At 38.5% G+C, this 23,213-nt stretch carries 23 protein-coding genes and 2 pseudogenes; 18 read left to right on the top strand and 7 right to left on the bottom strand.

Annotated elements, in window-relative coordinates; genetic code table 11:
• The coding region (locus C9J34_RS02755; RefSeq protein WP_193768869.1) for an S-layer homology domain-containing protein at positions 1-1,409 on the top strand (1,409 nt) is incomplete at its 5' end.
• Positions 1,410-1,775: 366 nt separating this feature from the next.
• On the opposite strand, the pseudogene C9J34_RS02750 reads toward C9J34_RS02755, so the two are convergent.
• Positions 1,776-2,060, bottom strand: a pseudogene (locus C9J34_RS02750) (hypothetical protein).
• Between the two features lie 275 nt (positions 2,061-2,335).
• On the opposite strand from C9J34_RS02750, the gene C9J34_RS02745 reads away from it, so the two are divergent.
• The 14 genes from C9J34_RS02745 to C9J34_RS02675 all read left to right on the top strand — a co-directional run bounded on the left by C9J34_RS02745 (position 2,336) and on the right by C9J34_RS02675 (position 14,649).
• A complete protein-coding gene (locus C9J34_RS02745; RefSeq protein WP_107838326.1) occupies positions 2,336-2,893 on the top strand; it encodes a hypothetical protein in 558 nt (185 codons plus the stop codon).
• Between the two features lie 32 nt (positions 2,894-2,925).
• Complete coding sequence (locus tag C9J34_RS02740; RefSeq protein ID WP_107838325.1) at positions 2,926-3,264, top strand: CagC family type IV secretion system protein; 339 nt, start codon at positions 2,926-2,928, stop codon at positions 3,262-3,264.
• A gap of 70 nt (positions 3,265-3,334) precedes the next feature.
• Positions 3,335-3,673: a conjugal transfer protein gene (locus C9J34_RS02735; protein WP_107838324.1), complete on the top strand. Its 339-nt coding sequence runs from the start codon at positions 3,335-3,337 to the stop codon at positions 3,671-3,673.
• Positions 3,674-3,691: 18 nt separating this feature from the next.
• Complete coding sequence (trsD, locus tag C9J34_RS02730) at positions 3,692-4,357, top strand: TrsD/TraD family conjugative transfer protein (RefSeq protein WP_107838323.1); 666 nt, start codon at positions 3,692-3,694, stop codon at positions 4,355-4,357.
• Positions 4,358-4,369: 12 nt separating this feature from the next.
• The gene (locus C9J34_RS02725; protein WP_107838322.1) at positions 4,370-6,310 is read left to right on the top strand and encodes a VirB4 family type IV secretion system protein; all 1,941 of its coding nucleotides are present in this window, start codon (positions 4,370-4,372) and stop codon (positions 6,308-6,310) included.
• 141 nt (positions 6,311-6,451) lie between these two features.
• Entirely contained in the window at positions 6,452-7,810 is a 1,359-nt protein-coding gene (locus C9J34_RS02720) for a hypothetical protein (RefSeq protein WP_107838321.1), read from the top strand.
• Between the two features lie 4 nt (positions 7,811-7,814).
• Positions 7,815-8,846, top strand: coding sequence for a bifunctional lytic transglycosylase/C40 family peptidase (locus tag C9J34_RS02715; protein WP_107838320.1), 1,032 nt, complete (start codon positions 7,815-7,817; stop codon positions 8,844-8,846).
• The gene (locus C9J34_RS02710; protein WP_107838319.1) at positions 8,843-9,397 is read left to right on the top strand and encodes a hypothetical protein; all 555 of its coding nucleotides are present in this window, start codon (positions 8,843-8,845) and stop codon (positions 9,395-9,397) included. Before C9J34_RS02715 ends, C9J34_RS02710 begins: the two co-directional genes overlap by 4 nt.
• On the top strand, positions 9,394-9,810 hold the full coding sequence (locus C9J34_RS02705; RefSeq protein WP_107838318.1) for a hypothetical protein: 417 nt from the start codon (positions 9,394-9,396) through the stop codon (positions 9,808-9,810). Before C9J34_RS02710 ends, C9J34_RS02705 begins: the two co-directional genes overlap by 4 nt.
• Positions 9,807-11,339: a VirD4-like conjugal transfer protein, CD1115 family gene (locus C9J34_RS02700; RefSeq protein WP_107838317.1), complete on the top strand. Its 1,533-nt coding sequence runs from the start codon at positions 9,807-9,809 to the stop codon at positions 11,337-11,339. The genes C9J34_RS02705 and C9J34_RS02700 overlap by 4 nt, the downstream gene beginning before the upstream one ends.
• A gap of 39 nt (positions 11,340-11,378) precedes the next feature.
• Positions 11,379-12,215 carry a conjugal transfer protein TrbL family protein gene (locus C9J34_RS02695; RefSeq protein WP_107838316.1) on the top strand — a complete coding sequence of 279 codons (837 nt, stop codon included), beginning with the start codon at positions 11,379-11,381 and terminating at the stop codon, positions 12,213-12,215.
• A 15-nt stretch (positions 12,216-12,230) separates the two neighbouring features.
• The gene (locus tag C9J34_RS02690) at positions 12,231-12,584 is read left to right on the top strand and encodes a hypothetical protein (protein ID WP_107838315.1); all 354 of its coding nucleotides are present in this window, start codon (positions 12,231-12,233) and stop codon (positions 12,582-12,584) included.
• A 389-nt stretch (positions 12,585-12,973) separates the two neighbouring features.
• Positions 12,974-13,153, top strand: coding sequence for a hypothetical protein (locus tag C9J34_RS02680; protein ID WP_107838314.1), 180 nt, complete (start codon positions 12,974-12,976; stop codon positions 13,151-13,153).
• Positions 13,153-14,649, top strand: coding sequence for an ArdC-like ssDNA-binding domain-containing protein (locus C9J34_RS02675; RefSeq protein WP_107838313.1), 1,497 nt, complete (start codon positions 13,153-13,155; stop codon positions 14,647-14,649). The genes C9J34_RS02680 and C9J34_RS02675 overlap by 1 nt, the downstream gene beginning before the upstream one ends.
• 52 nt (positions 14,650-14,701) lie before the next feature.
• On the opposite strand, the gene C9J34_RS02670 is transcribed toward C9J34_RS02675, so the two are convergent.
• Together C9J34_RS02670 and C9J34_RS02665 are read right to left on the bottom strand one after the other, a co-directional pair.
• Positions 14,702-16,786 (bottom strand): DUF262 and DUF1524 domain-containing protein, encoded by a 2,085-nt coding sequence (locus tag C9J34_RS02670; RefSeq protein WP_107838312.1) that lies wholly within the window; start codon positions 16,784-16,786, stop codon positions 14,702-14,704.
• A 127-nt stretch (positions 16,787-16,913) separates the two neighbouring features.
• Positions 16,914-17,111 carry a hypothetical protein gene (locus C9J34_RS02665; RefSeq protein ID WP_107838311.1) on the bottom strand — a complete coding sequence of 66 codons (198 nt, stop codon included), beginning with the start codon at positions 17,109-17,111 and terminating at the stop codon, positions 16,914-16,916.
• Positions 17,112-17,375: 264 nt separating this feature from the next.
• Here C9J34_RS02665 and C9J34_RS02660 point away from each other — a divergent pair, with 264 nt between their 5' ends.
• The gene (locus tag C9J34_RS02660; RefSeq protein WP_107838310.1) at positions 17,376-17,858 is read left to right on the top strand and encodes a JAB domain-containing protein; all 483 of its coding nucleotides are present in this window, start codon (positions 17,376-17,378) and stop codon (positions 17,856-17,858) included.
• Between the two features lie 94 nt (positions 17,859-17,952).
• Here the strand turns inward: C9J34_RS02660 and C9J34_RS22285 are convergent.
• The 3 genes and pseudogenes from C9J34_RS22285 to C9J34_RS21790 all read right to left on the bottom strand — a co-directional run bounded on the left by C9J34_RS22285 (position 17,953) and on the right by C9J34_RS21790 (position 19,692).
• Positions 17,953-18,206, bottom strand: a pseudogene (locus tag C9J34_RS22285) (AbrB/MazE/SpoVT family DNA-binding domain-containing protein).
• A 19-nt stretch (positions 18,207-18,225) separates the two neighbouring features.
• Complete coding sequence (locus C9J34_RS02650; RefSeq protein WP_107838308.1) at positions 18,226-19,125, bottom strand: hypothetical protein; 900 nt, start codon at positions 19,123-19,125, stop codon at positions 18,226-18,228.
• A gap of 426 nt (positions 19,126-19,551) precedes the next feature.
• Complete coding sequence (locus C9J34_RS21790) at positions 19,552-19,692, bottom strand: hypothetical protein (RefSeq protein ID WP_193768867.1); 141 nt, start codon at positions 19,690-19,692, stop codon at positions 19,552-19,554.
• A gap of 310 nt (positions 19,693-20,002) precedes the next feature.
• On the opposite strand from C9J34_RS21790, the gene C9J34_RS02645 reads away from it, so the two are divergent.
• A complete protein-coding gene (locus tag C9J34_RS02645) occupies positions 20,003-20,896 on the top strand; it encodes a tyrosine-type recombinase/integrase (protein WP_193768866.1) in 894 nt (297 codons plus the stop codon).
• A 13-nt stretch (positions 20,897-20,909) separates the two neighbouring features.
• On the opposite strand, the gene C9J34_RS02640 is transcribed toward C9J34_RS02645, so the two are convergent.
• Positions 20,910-21,344, bottom strand: a complete 435-nt coding sequence (locus C9J34_RS02640; protein WP_107838306.1) for a hypothetical protein — start codon at positions 21,342-21,344, stop codon at positions 20,910-20,912.
• Between the two features lie 127 nt (positions 21,345-21,471).
• Here C9J34_RS02640 and C9J34_RS02635 point away from each other — a divergent pair, with 127 nt between their 5' ends.
• A complete protein-coding gene (locus C9J34_RS02635; protein ID WP_107838305.1) occupies positions 21,472-23,121 on the top strand; it encodes an N-6 DNA methylase in 1,650 nt (549 codons plus the stop codon).
• Positions 23,122-23,213 lie beyond the last annotated feature (92 nt).

The following is a 23,213-nucleotide window of genomic DNA, read 5'->3' as shown; positions in this document are numbered from 1 at the left end:
CTCCTGGGACGGTGACCGTCAGGGCTACTTACGGCAGCACATCTGATACAGCAATCATTACGGTGAAGGCACCAACAACCGTACCAGAGCCGACACCGGTACCACAACCAGACGACTCAGTGGAACCGACGCCTTCAGGTGTCATCCCTATTATTCATACGGTTGAACAAGGAATCGTGCGTTATCATGCAAACGTTTTATTGGAACCTGTTCAAGTACAAGTACAACAAATGTCGAATCAAGAGGAACGAACAATTCGTCTCGTATACCCAGCAGAAACGGCGACAGTAGAAGCGATTTTACATCTCCCACGAACGGCTGGGCTCTATTTAAACAAGCAACAAACGAATCTTTTTATGCAAACAGCATTAGCACACTTGATGATGCCATCTACCGCATTTAATGGGATCACTGAGGATATATTCTTCCGCATTATGCCTGTAAAGGCACAACAACAGGAAATGATTCAGGAGAATGTGCGACAAAATGAACACATTCAACAGGCGATGCCAAATAGAGCAACCCTTTCATTGTTAGGGACACCGGTAACGATTGAAACGAATCTACAAAATCGTCCGATAACGATTACGTTACCAATTTCGGCTGCATTAACAGCAGAACAAATGGCCTCACTGATTGTTTATATTGAGCATAGTGACGCAACAACTGAAGTAAAACGTGGTCGTATAGTAGAATTTGAACCAGGTGTGAACGGATTCCAATTTGAAGTCGATCATTTCTCCACATTTAGCTTAGTGTATGCTTCAGAAGTGCAAGAAGAAGAGAAAGAGGAAGTAGAAACAAACCGATTAGTGCCCTACATTCAAGGGTACCCAGATGGCACATTTAAACCAAATGCTTCGGTAACACGTGCTCAAATGGCAACAATGTTAGCCCGTTTCTTAACAAATGGGAAAATTCCAACAGCCCAAGCAACTTTTGAAGATACGAAAAAGAATACTTCAAAGGATGCGATTGAGTTTGTGAAACAAGCTGGTTTATTTAATGGCACAACCCAAACCAAATTTGACCCGAATGGGACAATTACCCGTGCCCAAATGGCGGGTGTCATCGCACGCTGGGTAGATACAGTGTGTGCACAAGATGACACGAAAACGTATTGTCAAACCGCTAAGCCCGGAAAAGTCTTTTCCGATGTTGCAGCAAGCCATTGGGCTGCCTCATCGATTGAAAGAGTAAGTGCCCTCGGTATTATGACTGGAAACAGTGCGACAACGTTTAATCCGAATGGTGCGTTAACACGTGCACAAGCGGTAAAAGTCCTGAACCAATTATTTGAACGACCAGCAGTAGAAAATATCACCGAATCAACATTCCGTGATGTACCGGCTAGTCATTGGGCAATCGGAGACATTGAAGCAGCTGCAACAGAAATGACGAAAAAATAAGACAAAAAAGACACCTGTCTGATTAGGATTCAACTCCCATCAGATAGGTGTCTTTTTTGTAGGATAGAACTTTACCAAAGCATCCTTTGGGTACTTTTCATTGAGATTCTATTTATATGTTATCGCCATTCAGAACAAGTGGATTGAACAGTCTTCTTTCAAATTATTTTTCGCAGCGTCTCAGAGCGTTATTTTCTAATAAAAACGGCGACAAGCACTGTTAAATCAGTGTTTGTCGCTGTTTGGAATGTTACCAACCTTTTATTTGGGAACGTTATTTGGATTTATTTTGTATACTTTATAAATCCTTTTTTCACTAAAGCACCCCGTTAGTTATAGATAAGACTTACACAATAATTGCATAGGTCATAATTTCTTACGTTTTCGTTCTAAAAATATAGGTGCTAAATTTAGTAAGATAGAAACAATTGTCAAAAACCAAAATGCCCTTGCCATACCAGGTATTTCACTTAAAGCTGACCAATCTTCCACTTTTACCTACCTATTCAAATTACTGAAAGCTGCACAAATTGTTAATGCTGTAAATGATAATGCCATCGCCATAGCAAGTTTATAATCCTTTCCTGCTGCATACATATAAAGATTTATAAAAGTTATAACTATCGCAATAAGACCTAATGTTACCCACATAATAATACCTCCATCATACTTTCATTTTTCAATATAGACATAAATTGTAAGTATATTGTTCCCAAAGCGATGTTTGGGCACATCCTCTAAATCTTTTTATCTAAAAAATCTCTCATATACCACGATTTCGCTGTAATAAACTAAATTTTCAGTAACAAGTTCGTTCCAATTTTTACTATCCTGTGTTTATTTTAAAAATAGACTACAAATCTGCTGTTTGCCCCTTTTAATGTAAATTTTAGGTTAAAATATTGCCAATGAAGGTAGGTGATAGCGTGTTTACCGAAAGATGGCATGGTAGTCGCCGTGCTAGTTGGTTTCAGCATGATGGTCATGTGGGGCTGAGTGGGGATGTGAAGGGACAGCGTGTGAGGCAAATACGCCAGCAGCTTGTTCAGCAGGAGGTTGCATCTTCTGTTGAGGTGAAGCCGTTGTTGCTTCGTCAGCATTTTTTAGAGCACGGCAATATGGAGGATGCCAATTTGGTGGAGAAGGTGGATTTAACGGCGATTCGTGTGCGTGGTGGGCGAGTTGTCAATGAAGTGTCCTTTGCAGGTACGAGCTTTTTGGAAGGCTTTTTAAGCGTATACGGAATTGAACTGGAGCGTGCTGTGAGGCGTTATGAGGAGAAGCTTCAGTTATTTGAAACGCTTGATCACAAAAGGCAGCAACGTGTAATTTTTGTTGGACGCTTGAAGCAGGGGGAGCTGCAGCAACTATCGCCATCATTTGAAACGGTAGAGCAGGCAAATGAGCAGCTTGAGGAAATGAAAAAAGGAAGAGAAAAGGAGCGTGCAACAGAGCCAAATTTACAGATGGAACAGGAAAAGTAACGGATAAATGAATAGTGAAAGTAGGTTTGCGTATGACAAAAAAACACAAAACATATTCCTTAGTTTTTTGGACAGCTTTGGTTGTGGGTGTTTATTCTTTCATCACACCTGAAATCGTATTTGCCTCGGCTGGACAAGTCCAAGCTAAGCTTACAAATGCAGGAAATGTCATTAAAGGCGTTTTAACTGCGCTTGTGGTTTTAGTTGGAATTTGTGCAGCCTTATTTATTATCATTAAGCGCATGCCTTCAGCGGATGATCCACACGAGAAAAATGAGGTGTTTAAGAGTGTCGGGCGTGTGTGTGCGCTTGTTGCATTGGCAGCTGCAATCATTTGGTTGTTGCCATGGTTATATGCATTATTCACATGAGTAGATACTAGATAAGTAGAAAAAACTACTTAACAAAAGTAGAAATTTCTACTTTTGAGAGGTGTATAAAGTGGCAGAGCATAAAGGAAAGAGGTTTATTTTCCCTGAGAATGTTGAATCGGGATACGGGATTTTTCTTGGTATTACATTAAAGGAATTGTTGTTTTACTTAGTGCCACCGCTTGTTGTGGGGCTCATTGTGATTGCTTTACCACCGCATAATATTTGGCTGATGCTATTTAAAGTGATGCTGTTACTTATTGTACTTATTATGATTTTAGCCTTTTTATCTTCACGTCCGATTCGCTATCGACCTAATATTCGTTTTCAGGATTATATGAAGCTACGAGGGCAATTTACGAGTAGACAAAAGCTTTTTTATATAAGAAAGAAGAAAGATCGCTTTTAAAGCAGGGCGGTGATTAGTTTGTGGGAGAAGTTATTTGGCTCGAAACAGAAACGGATAGATGATTATGTGTTTAATTATGAGCCAGAGATTTTTGATAAAGGGAAGCAAAGTATTCAGGAAATGTCGTTAATTGAAGCGCAGTATAATGATTATCTTGTAACAAAGCGTGGCTATTTAGTTGTATTAATCAATGTGACCGGTATTAATTTGGATTTATTGACTGCTACGGAGCAAGAGGATGTTTTTGATGAGTTTAATGCATTTTTAATGTCTACGCTTGGGGAAAACAGTAAGGAGCTTCAACAATATTTAGATATCACGATGCCTGTAGATTTTAGTGAGTATATATTGTTTTGGAAGCATCGTTATTTAACGGTGTTGGAGGAGGAGCCTGAAAATAAGGCAAAGCTGGCGCTAATTGCTAGTTATGTCGATACTTTTTCGACGATTGCTTCATCGCAGGAAATGACGACAAAGAAGCATCTTGTTGTTCTTCATGAAAAGATCCCGAAAAAGCATTTGTCCTCGTTAGAACAGACAGCGCTTCAATTAAATGAAAAGGTGACGCAGTTTATTCGGCAATTAGAAAATGCATTGAATACGTATGACGTAGAGACACGGCAGTTGACGGCTAAGGAATGCCGAGACGTTCTACAGCATTTACTGAATTTCTCTAATCATTAAGGGGTGAAAAGGATGTTTAAACAGCAGCCAAAGCAACAGACTTTTGAAAAGGAACAGGCACTAGAGGAAGTTTTAGATAGTGGTAGCTTAGATATGATTTATCCCTTTTCATGGGAGGAGTATCCAGACCATATTGAGTCGGGCGATAATTTTATTCGTGTGTTGGCGATTATTGATTACCCAAAAAGTCGGCATGGCAATTGGCTGTCGGAGTTGAAGCGAAAGAAGGGCAATATTACGATTGTGCAGTTTTTGGAATCGTCTAATGCGACAAAGATGGTCGACCATTATAATAAGACGATTAAAAATAAGCAGGCTGAGATGCTGAAAACATTTGACCCGCTAAAAAAACGGCAGCTCGAAAAGCAGGTGGAGGCAGCTGAGCACCAACTGATGAAATTTCTTGAAAATGAATCCACGTATATTTATCAGTATACGTATATTTACTTGCAGGCAAAGTCGCTGGATGAATTAAATGCGTTGAGTGATTCGGTTAATAACACGCTTGTGAAGCTGCAGTTAAAGGCAATGACGCCTATTAAAGCGATGTATCAAACATTTTGGAGCACGATGCCGATTTTGGAAAACTTACTTGGGGATTATACGTATAAGCAGTCCAATACAGAGGCAGCGAGCAGTATGTTTCCATTTGACGATGCTGAGATTTTAACGATTAATCCACGCAGTGATGTGGAGGGCGTGAATAAAGATACGGGCAGTTTGATTGCGATTGATTATTTGGACCGTAAAAATACGCTCAATCAAAATATGGTTGTGATTGGTACAAGTGGTGTCGGCAAGACGACGTATATGGTGCAGAAAATTTTGCGTTATTTTGCTCGGGGCGTGAAGGTGTTTATTATTGATCCCGAAAATGAATATACGAATATTGTGGAGCATTTAGGTGGTACCGTTGTGCATTTGAGCAGTAATTCGAGCACGAAAATTAATCCGTTAGAGGTATTTTCCGAGCAAGTTGTCGATGATGGACCGTCGGATATGGATGTTGTGCTGAAGGATAAAATTCAGCGTTTACTTGGATTTTTTCAAGTGTTGAAGCAGGATATTACACAAGTAGAAAAGTCGATTTTAGATACTGTGCTGCGTCAGGTGTATGAGAATGCAGGAATTTTAGCGTATGAGCGCTTTTATGATATTCCGAGTACAGCGTATCCAATTTTATCTGATGTGTATGAAGCGATTACAGCACTGAAAAAGACAGATACAGATCGCTATGAACGGATAGAGGATTTTCATTATATTTTGGAGAGCTATGTGAACGGTAGTAAAACGCTATTTAATGGGCATACGAATATTAATTTGCAAAGTGATTTATTGTCCTTTGATTTAAAGGCACTGCAAAACGAGGCAGATGTGCAGGGAGCAGCGTATTTAAATACGTTTAGCTATTTGTGGGATAACATTACGGAAAATACAGTTGAAAATGTGAAGCTGTTTGTTGATGAGTTTCATTTTTTAACGCAAAACCCAGATGCAGCTAGCTTTTTCTATCAGGCATATAAGCGGTTTCGAAAATACAATGCCGGTGCAATTGCCGGTACGCAGCAAATTCAAGATGTGCTGGATGGCAAGATGGCCAATGGTCAAAATGTGGGTGAGGCGATTATCGGTAACAGTTATACGAAGGTGTTTTTCGGACTTGATAATAAGGGTGTAGATGATATTACGGAAAAGCTGCGTATGACATTTAGTGAAAAGGAAAAGAAGCTGCTTGAACGTCGTAAGCAGGGGGAGGCGCTCATTATTCATGGTACACAGCGTGCTTTTATGCGTGTGGAGCTAACAGAGGAGGAGCTACGCTTAAAGGACCCTGCACAATATGAGGAACTTTATGAGGTAAGTGCCGAGCTACTGCCTAACTATGAGGAACGCATTCACATGACAGAATTAGAGCGCCAGGAAGCGATGCAAATGGAGAAGTTTCAAAAGTAGATATATCTACTTTTGAAAAGAAGAATTTTCTACTTGATAAAAGTAGAAATATGTTAGAAAAACAAGTTAACTGGTTAACCTACTAATAATAAAGGATTTTTAAATTAACCGATGTTTTATAAATGTTGGGAGGTGTTGTTTATGGCAGCGACTAAAATTTATAATTTCTCGTTTGGCAGCATTAAATTAACGAAGGGGCATGTTCAATTCACTATTAATCGTAAGGAATTCACCTATGACCGTCTTGAAGAAATTGAGGCGTTTTTTCATAAAACAAAGGCAAATGAATTTCTTACTTTTGACAAGGTAGAGGAAAAAGAAGGGCATGTTGTTCTTACATTTTATTTTGTGGAACAGCTAAAGCCTGTTGTGTCGACTCGAAATGAAGCATACGTAGTGAAGCTGGCGATTGCCCAAGCGATTATGTTGGATGAAATTGTTACGAAGACAACGGATTTTGTAAGCCTGCATCCAGCCACTGTTTATTATCATCCGATGTCAACAATTCGTTATAGCTACCATGCGAACAAGCTTATGCCACGGGAAGAAAAATATACGCATTTGCAGCGTTATAAAGCACTTGTATTAGCCATATTGACGAATCAGCCGTATGAAAAATGCTTGAAGGAGCCAGAGCGTTTAGAGAAGCGAGCAAATGATTTAGTGCGTTCCATCATACATGCGCAAACAGTAGAGGAAATGCAGCATCTTCTTACCGATGCTTATGACTTTGTTGCGTATCATACGGTGCAGGAGCAAGATTCTGAGCGAAGGAAATGGCGTTTTCGAGCTATGTTAGGTATTGTGTTAACGGCTTTTATCGGTTTAGTCGGTGTTGGTTATATGAAGCAGAGTGCAAACGAGCAGCAGGCGCTTGCAATTGAGCAGCTAACTTCTGCATACGAGGAAGAAAAGCTTGGGCAAGAGGCAGTGACGATGTTTGAAGCGGGTCAATATGAAGCAGCTGTCCCGCTATTTTTAGAACTAGGAAATTCTTCGATGAACATCGCTACTAAGCTTATTGAACAAGAGCAGTGGCAGCTATCATTACAAACGGAGCCAGCAGCTTTAGAGGACGTGATTGCTGCTTTATATGAGAAGGGCGAGGAGAAGGACTTGCTTGATTTAACGCTTGCGGATGGTGAGCTTGAATATGCACAAAAATTGGCGCAGGAAAAGGCGATTGTAAGCTATGATGCAGCGCAAATGTCAGCTGATTTACCGTTTATCTCAGATGAAAATACGCTTTTTCGCATGGGGCAGATGTTTGTAGAAAAGGGCGATATGGCGGGCGCTCGTGAGGTATTAAATAAAACGCAGGATGCACGCTTAAATAGAGCAATTGAGCTAAAGCAGGCTGAAATGGAGCTTGCTTCAGCGAAAGAAAAATTAGTTGCTATCCAGTCGGAAAATACAGAGGATCAGCAGGATCAAGCAAAGGTACAGCGGGTAAAGATTCAGGAATTGGAGGCGAAAATTCAAGGGCTAAAAGGGGGCTAAGTCGATGAAATTTTTAATGGCGAGGCTTTTATTTTCAAAAAATGGTCGAACACTCATTTGGATTGCTTGTGCACCGGTTATTTTCTTGCTGTTATTAATTATATTTTTAGTTGCAGATGAAGCGAGACCACCTGCAGGGCAATTTACGATTGGAAGTCAGTTATCACAAGCTGTTTTGCAGTATGAGGAAATTGTGCAGAGTGCCCTTTCCATATACGGATTAGAGACGCATACACCATTAGTTTTAGCCATTATGATGCAAGAAAGCGGTGGCACGGCTTCGCTTGATGTGATGCAGGCGAGCGAGTCGATTGGTTTACCCCCTAATACGATTACAGACCCGTTGTATTCGATTGAGATTGGTGTTGCACATTTTGAAAAGGTAATGACGAAAATGGAGCAGCTTGGAGTGGATTTAGATACAGCGATTCAAAGCTATAACTACGGCTCAGGCTATATGGATTTTATTGCTGCAAATGGAGGCGTTCATTCAGAGGAATTAGCAGCCGTATTTGCAAAGCAGCAGGCAGAAAAATTAGGCTGGGCAAGCTACGGCGATTCGAACTATGTTGCGCATGTTAAGCGTTATGTTGGAACGATGCGTGACGGTGAATGGATAGATTTAGTGAATGCTTCTGCTGATTTTCAAGCGGTGTATGAAACAATGGTGGCGTTTGAAGGCTATCCATATACGTTTGGTGGCATGAATCCAGCAACGTCATTTGATTGCTCGGGATTAATGATGTGGGCGTTTCGTAAAATCGGTGTTCATTTACCTCGCACGGCACAGGAGCAGTATGATGTATCGAAAAAAATTACAGCGGATGAACTGAAGCCAGGTGATTTTATTTTCTTTACCGGTACGTATAACGCAGGCAGACCAGTGACGCATATTGGCATGTATGTGGGGAACGGCAAAATGTTTGATGCGAACGGCGGGGGAATCGGCTTCACGGATTTAAATGACCGTTATTGGCAGGAGCACTTATATGGTTATGGTCGCATTGTCGATTTTACAGGAGGTGAAGGTGGATGAAGCAAGGCATTGCAATCGGAATATTAAGCTTGGCTGTCCTGATTTTAGCAGGCTCACTCTTTACTGTAAGTAGCGATAAACAGGCTTTGAAGGAAACGATTGAGCGTAAAAACGAGGAAATAGAGGGGCTTACTTTAGAAAATGAAGCACTTTCTGCTGTGACAGGCTTGCAGGTGACGAGCGAGGAAGTGTCCTTTGTTGAAGAAGCTTTCCATGTTTATTTGAATTATGACAATGAATCCTATGTGACACGTTTTCAAGCATTGTCGAATTTTGTTGAATTAAATGTACTGAATAAATTGAAGGGTGCATCGTCCCTTTCACCACCTGTTGTTGCGATGAAAAATGAAGTAGAGAATGTACAGATTTATTTAAATCCGAGGGCGCCTCATACGTTTTTAGTGTATACAACAACTAACTACTTTTTAGATGGTGCATTGGTGAACCATGGCAGCCAGCTATATGAGGTCCAAGTTTTAAAGGAGCAGGAGCAATTTATCATTGGTGAATTGAAGGTCATTGGCAACATGACGGAGGTGGACGGTGTATGAAAAAGCTTCTCTGGTTTGTCGTCAGCTTTCTCGCCTTTGAAATGGTTATTGTCGTTTTTATTGATTTAGTAATGCTCTTAGGCAAATTGAAGCTTGGGATTACGACAAATGCGATGCTAGCAAGTTTAAAGGAACTTGTCTTGCAGCCAGTGCAAACGATACAAGGCTATGTAACGTCTCAAAATCCATTATTTTTTATATTGACCGTCCTTAATGTCTTTTATAGTGCGTTTATTCAATTTCGCTCTAAAACGAAGAAGGAGGGCTGGGACATCCACGAAAAAAATGCCTATCATGGATCGGCACGTTGGGCGAAAGAAAAGGAAATATTAGATGGTAATTTTATTGCGAAATCACAGCAGGATGTACGCGATTCTTTCTTACAGTCGCTAAAAGGACGTGATGGACAATGAACGGCACCATTTTAGGTATTTACAATAAAAAAGTGTTAATCCAGCCAAATGAATCGAAGCCGAACCGCAATATTATGGTTGTTGGTGGACCTGGGATCTATAAAACGCAGTCCTTTGTTATTACGAATGTGCTATATGAAACAGAAAATAGCATTGTTATTACAGACCCGAAAGCCGAGGTGTACGAGAAAACGGCAGCGATTAAGGAGGCACAGGGCTACGAGGTACATGTCATTAATTTTATGAATATGCAGGCGAGCGACCGGCATAACCCTCTTGATTATGTGCGTAAAGAAACGCAGGCGACAACGGTTGCGACGAAGATGGTTGATAGTGCGAATAAGGATGGTAAGCGAGATGTATGGTATTACTCGCAGCGTGCGCTTTTAAAGGCTCTTATTTTATATGCGATTCATGAGCTAGAGCCGAAGCACCGTAATATGCGTGGCTTATTAGAGTTTTTACAAACCTTTGATACCGAGGACGGGGACGGCGATAGCGAGTTAGATAAGCAGTTTCTACAGCTTGATTTTAAGCATCCAGCAAGGCGTGCGTATGAGCTTGGCTATAAAAAAGCGAAGCAGGAGATGCAGGGCAGTATCATCGTCTCGTTATTGACGACGATTTCAGACTATATTGACAGCGAGGTAGCTGAATTTACGAGCTTTAGCGATTTTCATTTGACGGATATCGGGCAGAAGAAAATGATGCTCTATGTCATTATTCCTTTGATGGATCAATCATGGCAAAGCTTGGTGAATTTATTTTTTAGCCAGCTCTTTAACGAATTGTATGAGCTTGCTGCACTGCACCATGCGAAGCTACCACGGCCAGTGAATTTTATTTTAGATGAGTTTGTGAATCTCGGGAAATTTGATAACTATGAGGAATTTTTAGCAACCTGTCGTGGCTACGGCATTAGTGTGGCAACGATTATCCAAACAATTTCTCAGCTACAGGATCGCTACGGTGATAAAAAGGCAGAGTCGATTTTAGGGAATTGCGGGGTTAAGTTATGCCTGAATGCTGCCAATCGTACAACGGCTACGTATTTTAAGGATTTGCTTGATAAAACGACGGTAAAAGTGGCTACGGAATCCGAATCGAAACAATACGGCAAAGAAAATCGAACGAGCAGCATGAGCGAAAATGAGAGCTTTGCAGCACGTGATTTAATGACAGCCGGTGAAATTATGCAAATGCCAGCTGACACAGGCATTATTCTGTTTCAGCATAAGCCTCCCATTCGAGTGAAAAAGGCATTCCAATTTCAGCTGTTTCCAGGTGTCACGGAGGAATATGAAGTATCTCAATTAGCCTATCGTTGTAAGCCGTCTGAGGAGCAGTTGCAAAAGTTGGCTGCAGCTCAGCAGGAGTTTGAGGAAGCGATGGTAAAGCAGACACAGGAAAAGCAAACAGAGCAGGAGCAGCTTGAAAAAGAGTTTTTCGGCTTTGAGGTAGTGGAGCAGGAAGTGACATTTGAAAGTGCGCTTGAGGAGTTACAGGGAGAATTTGATTTAGAAAAATAATAGCTGTGCGTAAAGCTTCGTTAAAAGGAGGGCTGCCAGTTGTTCAATATAAAAGATAAAGTAATGGAAATGATTGATACATGGTTAAATGATTTGCTGACAGCTGTTTTTAATTTCTTAGCAGAAGTGCTGTTTAATCATGAGGCACTCAGTGGATTATTTCTAGATGTGTATCGCATTTTTGCTGTTTTTGGTGGCGTCTTACTCGTTGCGATTGTGCTGTTTCGTATTTTAAATGCGATGCTTAATGAGGCGACAAATAATGAAAGTAATATTGCTGAGATTATTATGAGTGCCCTAAAGGCGAGTGTCATGGTGTTTTTGCTCCCTGTTATTTTGTACTTTGTCGTGAAAGAAATTTTGTATCCGTTGATGCAGTATATGTTTGTTGAAATTGCTGGCAGTTCTTCAGATATTATTACAAGCTCGATTGAATCTTCAATGGTTATTGAAGTATTTGGCACAGGCACGATGGCAGTGACGTTATTGTTACTATTTTTAGTCGTAGTGTTTATTGTGTTCACGTTCAAAATTTGTGTATACCATGTAGACCTCATTATTTTAGAGATTTTCAGTGTGTTTGCAGCGATTACAATTGCCACGGAAAACTATGATTTTAGTGAAGTATGGTGGCGTGAATTTTTAAGTCAAATTGTCAGTATTGTAACGCAGGTGCTGTTGATGGCAGCGATTGTTCAGCTGCTTGCAACGTTTAATAGCTGGTATGATTTTATGCTCATTATTGGCTGTGGTGTATTAATTATTCGTGGACCAAGTGTACTGCGGTCTATGTGGTATTCAAGTGGGGGCGCAAAGGGTGGTATTTCTCTAGGAAAATCAGCTACCCGAATTTCCATGATGCGACTTTTAAAATAGCTAGGAGGTTAAAGGATGAAGTGGATGCGTTTAACAGTAGGGGTGTTGCTAGTGCTTTTATTAGCAGCATGCAGTAGTGGAAAAGTTGACTTAGTTGGCGAGTGGATGGGCACGGAATCTGCTGGCGGTGGAGGAAAGGTCACATTTAATGATAACGATACGGTTTTAGTAGAGATGGGGCTTTTTAACAATTCGTTTGAGTGGGAAGTGGAGGACGATATATTGAAGCTTTATACAACTAAAAACGGAGAGCAGCAGCTAGCATATCAGTATGAGATTGAGCAGGAATCGAAGGAAAATATTACGCTTTATGAATTAGATAGTGAAGGAAAACGAGTGGATGGTTCATTGATAAAGCTTAGTAAATAACAATAAATATACTTAACAAAAGTAGAAATTTCTACTTTTGTTAAGTATGAAGTTAAATCATATGGAAATGTTTGAATGTCTCTAGTAGGTCTGCTTGTTTAGCAGGGGCGCATGGATGCACACGTTTTTCTTTAGAATACCGACGTGCAGAAATTTTAGGTTGTAGTCCGCATTCTTCTTTCATATGTGCAATCCAACAACTTTTAGCTGTATAGCCATAGTGTTCTTTAACACAGGCTTGAATTTGTTTGTAGGGTGCGATAAGTATCACCTCTATTTTCAATATAACAAATGAATATAATTATCAAAAGTATAAATAACAAAGGTAGAAAAATATGCCTTTCAAAAGTAGAAATTTCTACTTTTGAAATAAAGAAGGAGGGCGAAACATGTATCGACGTGAAGAAGTAGCGTTTAGTGATAAGCCGATTTATCGTGATAAGCGTGATTTATTAACGATTTCAGAAGTACCTGATTTACTCACTTATGACATTGTAGCGTATTTAGAAGTGCCGTTTGAAGATGACTTACGCTATGTACCGTTATATCAAAAGCGAGGTGAGCACTAATGGCTTTGAGGTCGAATCAATACGAGGAACATACAAAGGAGCTTACAGCAAGGCTTGAAGAACAGCTGATGAAATTTACGAATCAAGAGGAATTCAAGCGGTATTTATCCTTTCTAGCGAATATGCGTCAATACTCAGTTGATAATCAGCTGCTTATTTTTATGCAAAATCCGCAAGCAACTTATGTGGCAGGCTTTCAAGCATGGAAAAAGCATAACCGCTTTGTTCAAAGAGGGGAAAAGGGCATTCAAATAAGGGCACCTCTTTTTGAAGCACAGCCCGTAGTAGAAAAGGGTACCAATGAGCCGATTTATGAAAATGGCAAAATTAAAACGGAAAGTGTGCTGGTTGGCTATAAGTGGGTAACCGTTTTTGATCTATCGCAAACAGCTGGTGAAGAGCTGAAGGTAACAAGAGATTTTGTCGATGAACGCTTTCAAAATGATGCAGGTGCCCAGGAACTTTATGAGAATTTCAAGGGGTATCTAAACCAATTTAAGCAGCTGCACATTGCTGAAAAGGCTTATTCGGTAAAGGAGCAGGGACGTGGCTATTATGTGCCAACAACGAATGAAATTGTCATTAATGCTAGTGAACAAAACCCTGTTGCGAAGTTACGTACACTTATTCATGAATTTGCGCATGCTCAGCTGCATGGGCAAGATGGTGATTACAAAGAAGTGACACGTGCCCATAAGGAGGCGCAGGCAGAATCGGTTGCATATGCGACCATGACTTATTTAGGCTTTGATACGAGCCATTATTCAGTTGGTTATATTGCGACATGGGCAAAGGATACGGATTTAATGCGAAAGGCACTGCAGGAGATTCAGACAACATTAGAGAAAACATTGGCGACGCTAGATGTTGTGCTACATCCTCAGCTTTATGAGCAATTGGAGCAGATTATTCAAAAGCCCGTGGTACAGAGCGAGGAGATTTCACCTGATCAGTTGACCAAGCATTTACCAGCACTGTCATATGTGAAGTCACCGAAAGTAGCGATAGAGGTATTTGATGCTCGTTATATGGGCTTTGAAGTCGCTCAGTATGACCAACAAACAAAGGTCTTTATGGATGAGCGAGGAGAGCGAATTAGTAGAGAGATGCTAGCTGGAAAGGACATTTTACTTTTAAATGTCATTGATCGCCATCCGAAAACAGCAGTTATGTACAACAACTTTTCCGAGCAATTTGCTTTACGAGAAGTACTTACACCAAAACCTGTTATTGAGCTATATCATAAGAAAACAGATACACCAATTGTTGGATATAGCGAGGTGAAGGAAGCGAAGGCATCGTTTCTTCATGCAGCTGCATCGGAAAATTATACGGTGAAGGCTTATATTTATGGGAAGGATGAATTGCAGCATTTTAAGCCGGTGTTGGAGGAGGAGAACGGAAGAATAAAAAGAATACAAGGAGAAGAAGTAGCTTTGGAAGGTGAAGAAATTAAGACTGAACGGAATAGGGGATTTAAAATTAAATTCGAATAATAGAAAGGAATAGCTATGAAAATTTAAATACTTTAGCTATTCCTTTCTATAATTATTTTATTTGATATTCGTAAGCCTGTTTAATAATTTCAAGGGCAGGTGTAATTTGGTCGGGATTTTCGATGGTGATTTCTACATCACCATTGCCCCAAGAACCGACATTTGTAATATCCCTAGCTATATTTGTTGGATCGATTACTTCCTCGAAAGGGAAATTTAATATTAATTTTAATTTACTTTTATAAGGAATGACATCGACGAAATTGGTGATTGTTTTGAATGCAATGTATAGCTTTGTGTAGCTTATTTTTATTGTTGCTGGGTCAATTGAGATTATTTGTTCTTTTAACTGTTCATACAAATGAAGTGTTGTTTTGCTGAAACGATTATTAAAACTTTCAAAGTCTATTTCTTGATCTACTTGTTTAGCGGGTTGATATTTATCGATTGTTTGTTGATCGATATCAGGATAAGACCAGATGACCAATGCTTTTTTAACAAGCAGCCCAGCTCGATTTTCAATACTTTCTTTATTCCAGTATGCGGCTTGTGCAATACTTTCATTTAGGAAAAGGGGACTTTTTAAAAAGCCTTTTTCTGTACTTTTCTTTAAAGTAAATGACTTGTCGCTTAAAGATGAATTGTAAGCTGTTAATGTTAAATTGCCAATCGTATGTAGGTAATTTTGATGCACTACTAAATAGTCGGAACCTAATTCTTTTTGCCAGTCAGATGATATATTTTCGTTTTGAGGCATGACATGTTCAATTGTAAAATCTGCAATGGAAATTGGTTCTTTTCGATTATAGTTTTCAATTCCCTCTAATAAAAAGCGCAGGTTACGCATTTTGTACATATTTCTAGTTTTAAATTCTCGAATAAATTCAGCATCATTCGGATAACGACTGCTGCCTTTTTTTGTTATGAGTGCCACCTTAATGCTTTCTAAATAGGCATCTTTGTCAACCTCTTTTAAAAGAGCAACAAATACTTTATTGAGACTGTTTGTAGCAACGTTACAAATAGAACGTCTTAACACATAGGTTTCTATTAATTTTAATAGCTCGATAAAATCATCCTCCGTTAATTTAAAACGCAATAAATCTGCATAAGCCTCTAAAATAAACGGATAAGATACATCTACCTTCAGTTTTGAAATATTAAATAAATGTTTTTGAATTTGCTTATTTGTCACATCTTTTGGTGATGTTATAGCAAGATAGCACTTCGAGTAAAACTCTAGTTCATCTACTAAGCTGGCTACAACGATTTTATTTTCAAATACGTACTTTTTGAAATCTTTATAAATATGATCGATGTTTGGAATTTTTTCTGTTTTTATTGTTAAATAATCGCGCATAAAACGGTCAAATAATTTGGCATCGTTAGCAGAATTAAAGCGTTTTTCGATTTTACTCCAATAATGCATATATAGCTTATTTTGTTCTTGTGGTTCTAAATCCATTAATAAGTAATTGCGAATCAAATCGGTTTGACTTAAATCAAGTCCTGTAGAATTTAAGCTTTCAAAGATGAGCTGTGGATTGTCTTTCCCACGCTCTAAGGCAATATCGACAACTAATAACTTCGATAAACCCTCATATAACTTAGCTAATTGTGAAGCATCTAGCATATTTATTTTTTCTTCAAATAATCTATAATTTTCAATAACTCGATTATCCTCGTCATCGAAAGGGGTATCGTCTAATAATGCTTTGTAAAATGAGTCATCGGAATCAGTGAGTACAAGTCGATAATAGAGATCGGTATCTTCCTCATCGTTATTGACAAGGTAATAGTTTTTGAGTTTTTTACCTGTAATATTATCATTTACTACTAGATTTTCAGTTGAAAGCCTTTTACTAAGAGCCATTAATAGCAGGGAAATTGTTGTTAAGCGCTGTTGACCATCAATAACAAGTAACTGGGGGATTGCAGAAACTGTATAAATTTCACGTTCAATATATACAACTGAACCGACGAAATGCCCAGTAGAATTATCGGCAGCCTGCATAATATCATGCCATAGTTGTTCACATTGCTCATCTTGCCAACTGTACTTTCGTTGATAAATTGGGATTAAAAATTGTTTCATACCACTTAAGAATTTTAAAAAGTTATTTTCACTGGCTTTCATTTTTACACCGCCTTTAATTTATAGTTATATAATACCATATTTTGGCGCCTGCACTACCTCTTCATCACAAGCAAAGGACGCTTGTGTGAAGGGGTACGTGTCGCTTTGGCATTAAACGCTCCGATACTCACTCGCTGTAAGTGCCTAACAGCGAGTAGATTCCTGTAGCGTTTACGGCAAGGCCGCCATACCAAACGAGGCGAAGGTCAACATCAAAAGACGAATCGGAAGTGAATGCAGCTGCATTCACTTTTATTATGAGCATTTTTTCGATTTCTTTCGCCATACGCCCAAGCAATAAGATCATTTGCTTGGGCTTTGCCATTTGCGTTCAACTGACGGCAATCAGCGTGGCAGATTCTGCCTACCACACTGCTATCCGAGTTTCACCTCAAAAAGCAAGGACCGTCAAAATTTTTTGTTTAAACACGCTAGCGCTACAAAAAATTTTGAGCTATCGCTAGGCAATTCCTTGCTTTTGGATTGCTGCAAATAGCTGCATGGCATAGCCAAGAAATCGGAAAAAACTCAGCCTTCCGACTTCGGGATTGCGGCTAAAGCAATCAAAAAAATCTAAGGAGGAAATACCATGACAAACAAAAAAGCTGACACACTACACCCAATTTACGAGATTGTGAAAATCAGAGCCGAGCGTCGCAAATTGCCAAAGAAATATTTATCAGAAAACCTTGCAGATTATGCAGTACGTGGACCCGAGGACTTTGCTAATATCGCCATAAAATTTATTGGTGATGAGGATAGAGAAATCTTTTTAGTCGCTTGTTTATCAACGAAAAATCAAATTCAATCTTTACATCGTTGTCACATTGGTTCACTGAATGCAAGTATTGTTTCACCACGGGAGGTATTCAAAACAGCCTTCTTACAAAATGCGGCTTCCATTATTGTGGCACACACGCATCCTTCAGGAGTTTGTACACCAAGCCCCGAGGATATTGCGGTTACCCAACGCTTAAAAGATGCTGGTGAGCTATTAGGTGTGGAACTTCTCGACCATTTGATTGTGTGTACGGATAATTATCTGTCATTAAAAGAAAAAGGATATATGTAAAGTAGAAGAGGCGTATGTACGGTGCGCCTCTTTTCAATCTGGTAAGCAAGTAAATGAAAAAATTGAGTCGCCTTGCATGCAAGACGACTCAATTTTATTTATTTAATTTCTCTAATAGAATTTCAGCACCTTTTGGAGAAAGGATGATGTTATTGAATAAAGTAAAATTATCAGGCGTAATTTCCCCTGTCACAATGCAAGCAGCATTTGATACAAACTTTCGCAGTCACCCTCCACGAAAATTTCAACAGGGTCTTTTTCTTTGATTTCAAGCGTTCTTCTTAGCTCAATTGGAATGACAATACGTCCTAGTTCATCTACTTTTCGAACGATACCAGTTGATTTCATGTACGTTTCCTCCTAAAATTTACTTCTTTTTCTCGTTATTTTTTAAAAGTTCTTCTAAGCGATTTTCATATGACACGCGAATGCGGTCATTTTCAGCTTGAAGCTCTTGGGTACGAGTGTTGTATGTTTCAAGCTGAATCTGCAACTTTTCTTGGTATTCACGTTCAGCCTTCACAACGGCACGCTCTAATGTCAGTTCATGACGTTCTTGGAGAAGGGCAGTGGCTTGCTCCGATTTCGCCTTTTCATCGGCTAGGGCTTTTTCAAGCTCATTGGCTCTCATTTCGTTCGATTTCGCTTCATTTGAGGTGGTCGTTAACGTTTCTTCAAGTCGTTGTTTTTCATTGGCAGCAGACGTTAGAAGAGCCTGTTTTTCCTCAGCAAATGTCTCTTTTAACTGCTCATTTTCTTCTGCATAGCCCTGATACTTTGCCACGAGACCTGTTAACGAATCATTTTTTTCCTTATATTCGGCAATGAGGAGCTGGCTGTTTTCAATTGCTTTTCGTGCTTCATCGAGCTGCTTTTGTTGCTCAGCTTGGAGAGTTGTTAATTCATCCTTCTCACTTTTGACTGCTTGTAAACTTTGCTTCGTTGTTTGTAATTTTTCTTGAAGTTCGGAGAGTAGTTGCTCTTTTTTGTGGAGCTGCTCTGCTACTTCTCTTACAGCTTGATCTTTAAAGTACATGGATTGTTGTACCATATTTACGACAAGCTCATAAATGCGTGTAGTGTGCAGTTCGAGCTCATTTAAATCGCGTGTATATTCAGGAGAGTTCGTTTGTAACGCTTTTACTTCATACGTAGCAAGAGCGTTTTCAAACCATTCCTTGGACGTGAGACCGCTTGTTTCAATCAGGAGCTTTGCCTTGTCATATACTTCGTCTGTTACTTTAATGCCAAATGTTTTATCTGCCATATTGATACCTCCAGTAAATTTTTAAAGTATGAGAAAAGTGAAGAGCCTACGAATATGTAGTTAACTTATAAATACCTTTATATCAGGCGTTAACTAGTTAACCATTGTTATATAAGTATTTCTACATTAACCTATTAAAATCCTTCTTATTATAAAATATTTGATGAAAAAAATTTATCTATGGTTACTTATAAAGCTAATGTTGCTAAAGCTCTGTGTTTTATAGCGGTATAAAAAGTTAAGGAAGTGAATCATACTAAACATAATTCATTGACTTCTGGCTTTCAGGAGCATACAATGAAGGTAGTAAGATTCTTTCCGGGAATCGCATGTAGTACGACGTCTAGGTGGCTCCTAGGCGTTTTTTATTTGAACCAAAAGAGGAGCAACTAGTCATGATAACTAGTTGCTCCTCTTTTTACGTTTTTACAGCATCATGCGAAAGAGTCGATACAAGGTATCAATAAAACGGAATAAATCCGCTGCGTATCGAAAAATGGCTAGTTTTTCGATACGCTTCTTCTCTCGCTCAGCCTTTACTCTTTCCTTCCGGGAATTATGCTGCATGTAGTACACCTCCTTCCGAAAAAAGGAGTCAGCTGAAAAATGCTGCGTTCATATTGTAACACGAAAATATTTAGTGTTGCTGCTTGAATTAAAAAGAGCAAACATTCGTTTGGAGACAGAAGTATGGAGAAGATGGATTAACAAAAATCAACCTTAAAAAATAATGATTGTTTAAGGTTGATTATGCTATAATGAAACGAACGTAAGTTCCTATATACAAGGAATGAAATTAGCAAAAGAAAACTTTTCAAAAGTAGAAATTTCTACTTTTGAAATATATATTTCGAATATAGGGAAGGAGGTATATATAATGGAAGAAACACTATTTTCGTTGCAACAATATAAAATGACGAAGCAGAAGGATGAAACGCTGCAAAAGATTCAGCAGGAGAAGTTAAATCGATACCAGTCTGATTTTAATTTGTTTAAAGCGTTTTGTGATGAAAATTTCTTAACATTAGATTTTGAATCATTAGAGCTGTATCTCCACCATTTAATTACGCAGCAGCAAGTGCGTTTATCGACATTTAACCGACGCTTAGCTGGCGTGAAGTACTGGTTGGTGCATAAACATGGATTTCAATTCACCTCAGATCACGATACGAGCATCAAATTACTAAGAGGCTTATACAATCAAGAAGAATATATGCGCCTAAAGCCGATGCAGGGGAAACGAGCTGAAAAGCAAAGCGACGTGCTGCGTCTCATTGATCGCTATGATACAGAAAAAAAAAGTGATATCCGCAAGCGAGCGATTTGTTTGGTGAATCTGATTACAGCGAATCGACCGTCTGAAATGGTACGGCTGAAGGTGAGTGACTTTGATTTAGAAAATCGTACGGTCCAGGTCATGATGGTCAAGCAAGGTGAGATGAAAGAAAAGCGCCTGACGCTTGAGTGCGTGCAGGCGATTCAAAAGTATATGGTTGCGTGTGAGCTAATTGCTAATGATTATTTTGTTGGTGCAGCCGATAAATGGGGCAACCATACGAGCCGACAAATTAGTGAAGTTAGTTATAATCAAGCAATTCAAAGCTGGCTTGGTTTTGCACCGTACACATTCCGTAAAACACAGATTACCGCTATGTATCAAAAGGGAGCTGATATCCCGACTATTGCAAAACAGTCAGGGCACAAATCACATCAGACGATTATGGAGCATTATATTAAATTACAGTCGGTTGATGTAGAAAAATATTTGTGAAAATACCAATAAATTAACTGATTTCTAAAATGTAATTGTATGGAGAAGATGTTGCTCTATATATCTTTAAAGTGTGACCTAAATAGTTGGGATTAGATATACGATTTTTTAAATTCCCCCATTTTATTTTTGTCATAGCATTATTTTGTAAAGCTGTAGGCGAAGTGAAATCTGTACTATGAACAAGTTCTAAATTAAAATAGCCAATATTTTGATTTTCAATTATTACTTCAAAATTACAGTTAGCATACTCTAAATGAGGATATTGAGGTCGTCTAAATTCCCAATTAAGATCATTAAATACTTCATTTCTAAAATAAGTTTGAAAATTATGTATCCCATTAATTCCAGCATCTAAGTTTATTTGCCAGGTTAGATTAGTATTTTCATTGCTTGGAATACTTAAGTCTCGGATTGTTAACTCTGCACTTTCCCAAAGTAAAGTCATAATAATAACCCCCTCCTTTTTCTCAATTATATATGTTTTAGTTTTTTTTTACAATCGGTGTAGCATAAAGATGAAAATTTATTAAAAATAATTATTGTATGTTATTATAATCGGAGGTGATATTCAAATGAGATTAAGAGAAAATGCTACCGAGCAAAAATTAGCAGGTAGATATTATACCCCGATAGATTTAGCAGAATTTATTGTTAGATGGGGAATGGATGAAACAGTTAACACAATCCTTGAGCCCAGTTGCGGTGATGGAGTCTTTTTAGAAGCCCTTAGACAGTATGATGGTAATTTTACCTGCAAAGGTATTGAAATATCCGCTACTGAAGCTGCTCTTGCAGCTGAACGTTTAGTACTCGATGAACGCTTCAATGTAGTAGTATCAGATTTTTATGATTATTATAATGATAATCATAATGAAAGGTACGATTTTATTGTAGGAAACCCTCCTTATATAAGATATCAGTACTTAAGTGAGGAACAACGGGATATACAAAGTAATTTATTAATAGAAAATCAGATGCGACCAAATAAGTTGATTAATGCTTGGGTTGCTTTTACAGTGGCTGCGGTTAGTTTAATGGAAGATAATTCTAAAGTAGCTTTTGTTATTCCAGCTGAATTATTTCAAGTGAAATATGCTGAACAGTTACGTAGTTATTTGATGCAGAATCTAAATGAAATTACTATTTTGACATTCGATGAGTTGATATTTGATGGTATTGATCAAGAAGTAGTTGTGCTCCTAGGGTGTAAAAATACTGAATTTGTGGGCATACATCAAATGAAAATTTTAGAGTTCATGAATGTAAATGATTTAGTCGAACATTTTGATGAACGTAATGCCGAACAGGGATTTCAAAATATCGATACATCAAATGTGAAATGGACAAAGTATTTTTTAAATCTTCAAGAGAATCAAGTAATTACTAAATTGAGAGAATCTGAAAGCTGTATACGATTTGGCGATATAGCACAGGTAGATGTAGGTATTACAACAGGAAATAATGATTATTTTTGCGTAAACGTTGGTACAGCTGAAAACTATGATTTATTAGATATTTCAAGACCCTTAATTGCTAGAAGTGTAAATATTCCAGGTGTTACATTTGAACAAGCTGATTGGAAATCGAATGTAGAGCAAGGAGCAAAGACCTTTTTATTAGATTTTAACCAGTTAACTGATTCACAGATAACGGAACGACAAAGAGTTTATATAGAGTTAGGCGAACAAAATGAAGAACATACAGGTTATAAGTGTAGTATCAGAGAGAGATGGTATGCCATTCCATCCATTTGGGAACCAGATGCTTTCTTTTTACGTAGGAACTATCAATATCCTAAGTTTGTTTTAAATAACTGTCATGCAGTAAGTACAGATACAATGCACAGAGTCTCATTTTTAATGGGAACTGACAGAAAAAAAGCTATATTATCTTATTATAACAGCATAGCCTTTGCTTTTACGGAATTAGAAGCTAGAAGCTATGGTGGAGGCGTATTAGAAATCTTACCTCGGGAATTAGAAAGTGTAACGATACCTAATATTAATGATATGCTAATAGCGGATGAACTCATAGATGAGCTGTTTGATGGTTTGAACACAGCGATTCGCGAAAATCACAATATAGAAGAAATATTGGATTGGATCGATCAAACATTACTTGTAGAAAGATTGGATATTCCTGCTACAGATGTCGCCCAGTGTAGAGCTATTTGGCATAAATTGAAAAATCGAAGAATAAATCGAGGTACTACAGGTAGTTAATATTAGCCCTTTCAGTGTTGGTTTAAGCATGAAAGGGTTTTTTGATTTTAACTATCACTTTTTTTCCTTTAGATGTAAAATTAATGAAAGTG

Origin of the sequence: Metasolibacillus meyeri, assembly GCF_003049505.1 — a bacterium.
Lineage (GTDB): Bacteria > Bacillota > Bacilli > Bacillales_A > Planococcaceae > Metasolibacillus > Metasolibacillus meyeri.
Note: the sequence above shows the minus strand (reverse complement) of the source record. Positions and strands in the feature narration are given on the sequence as shown.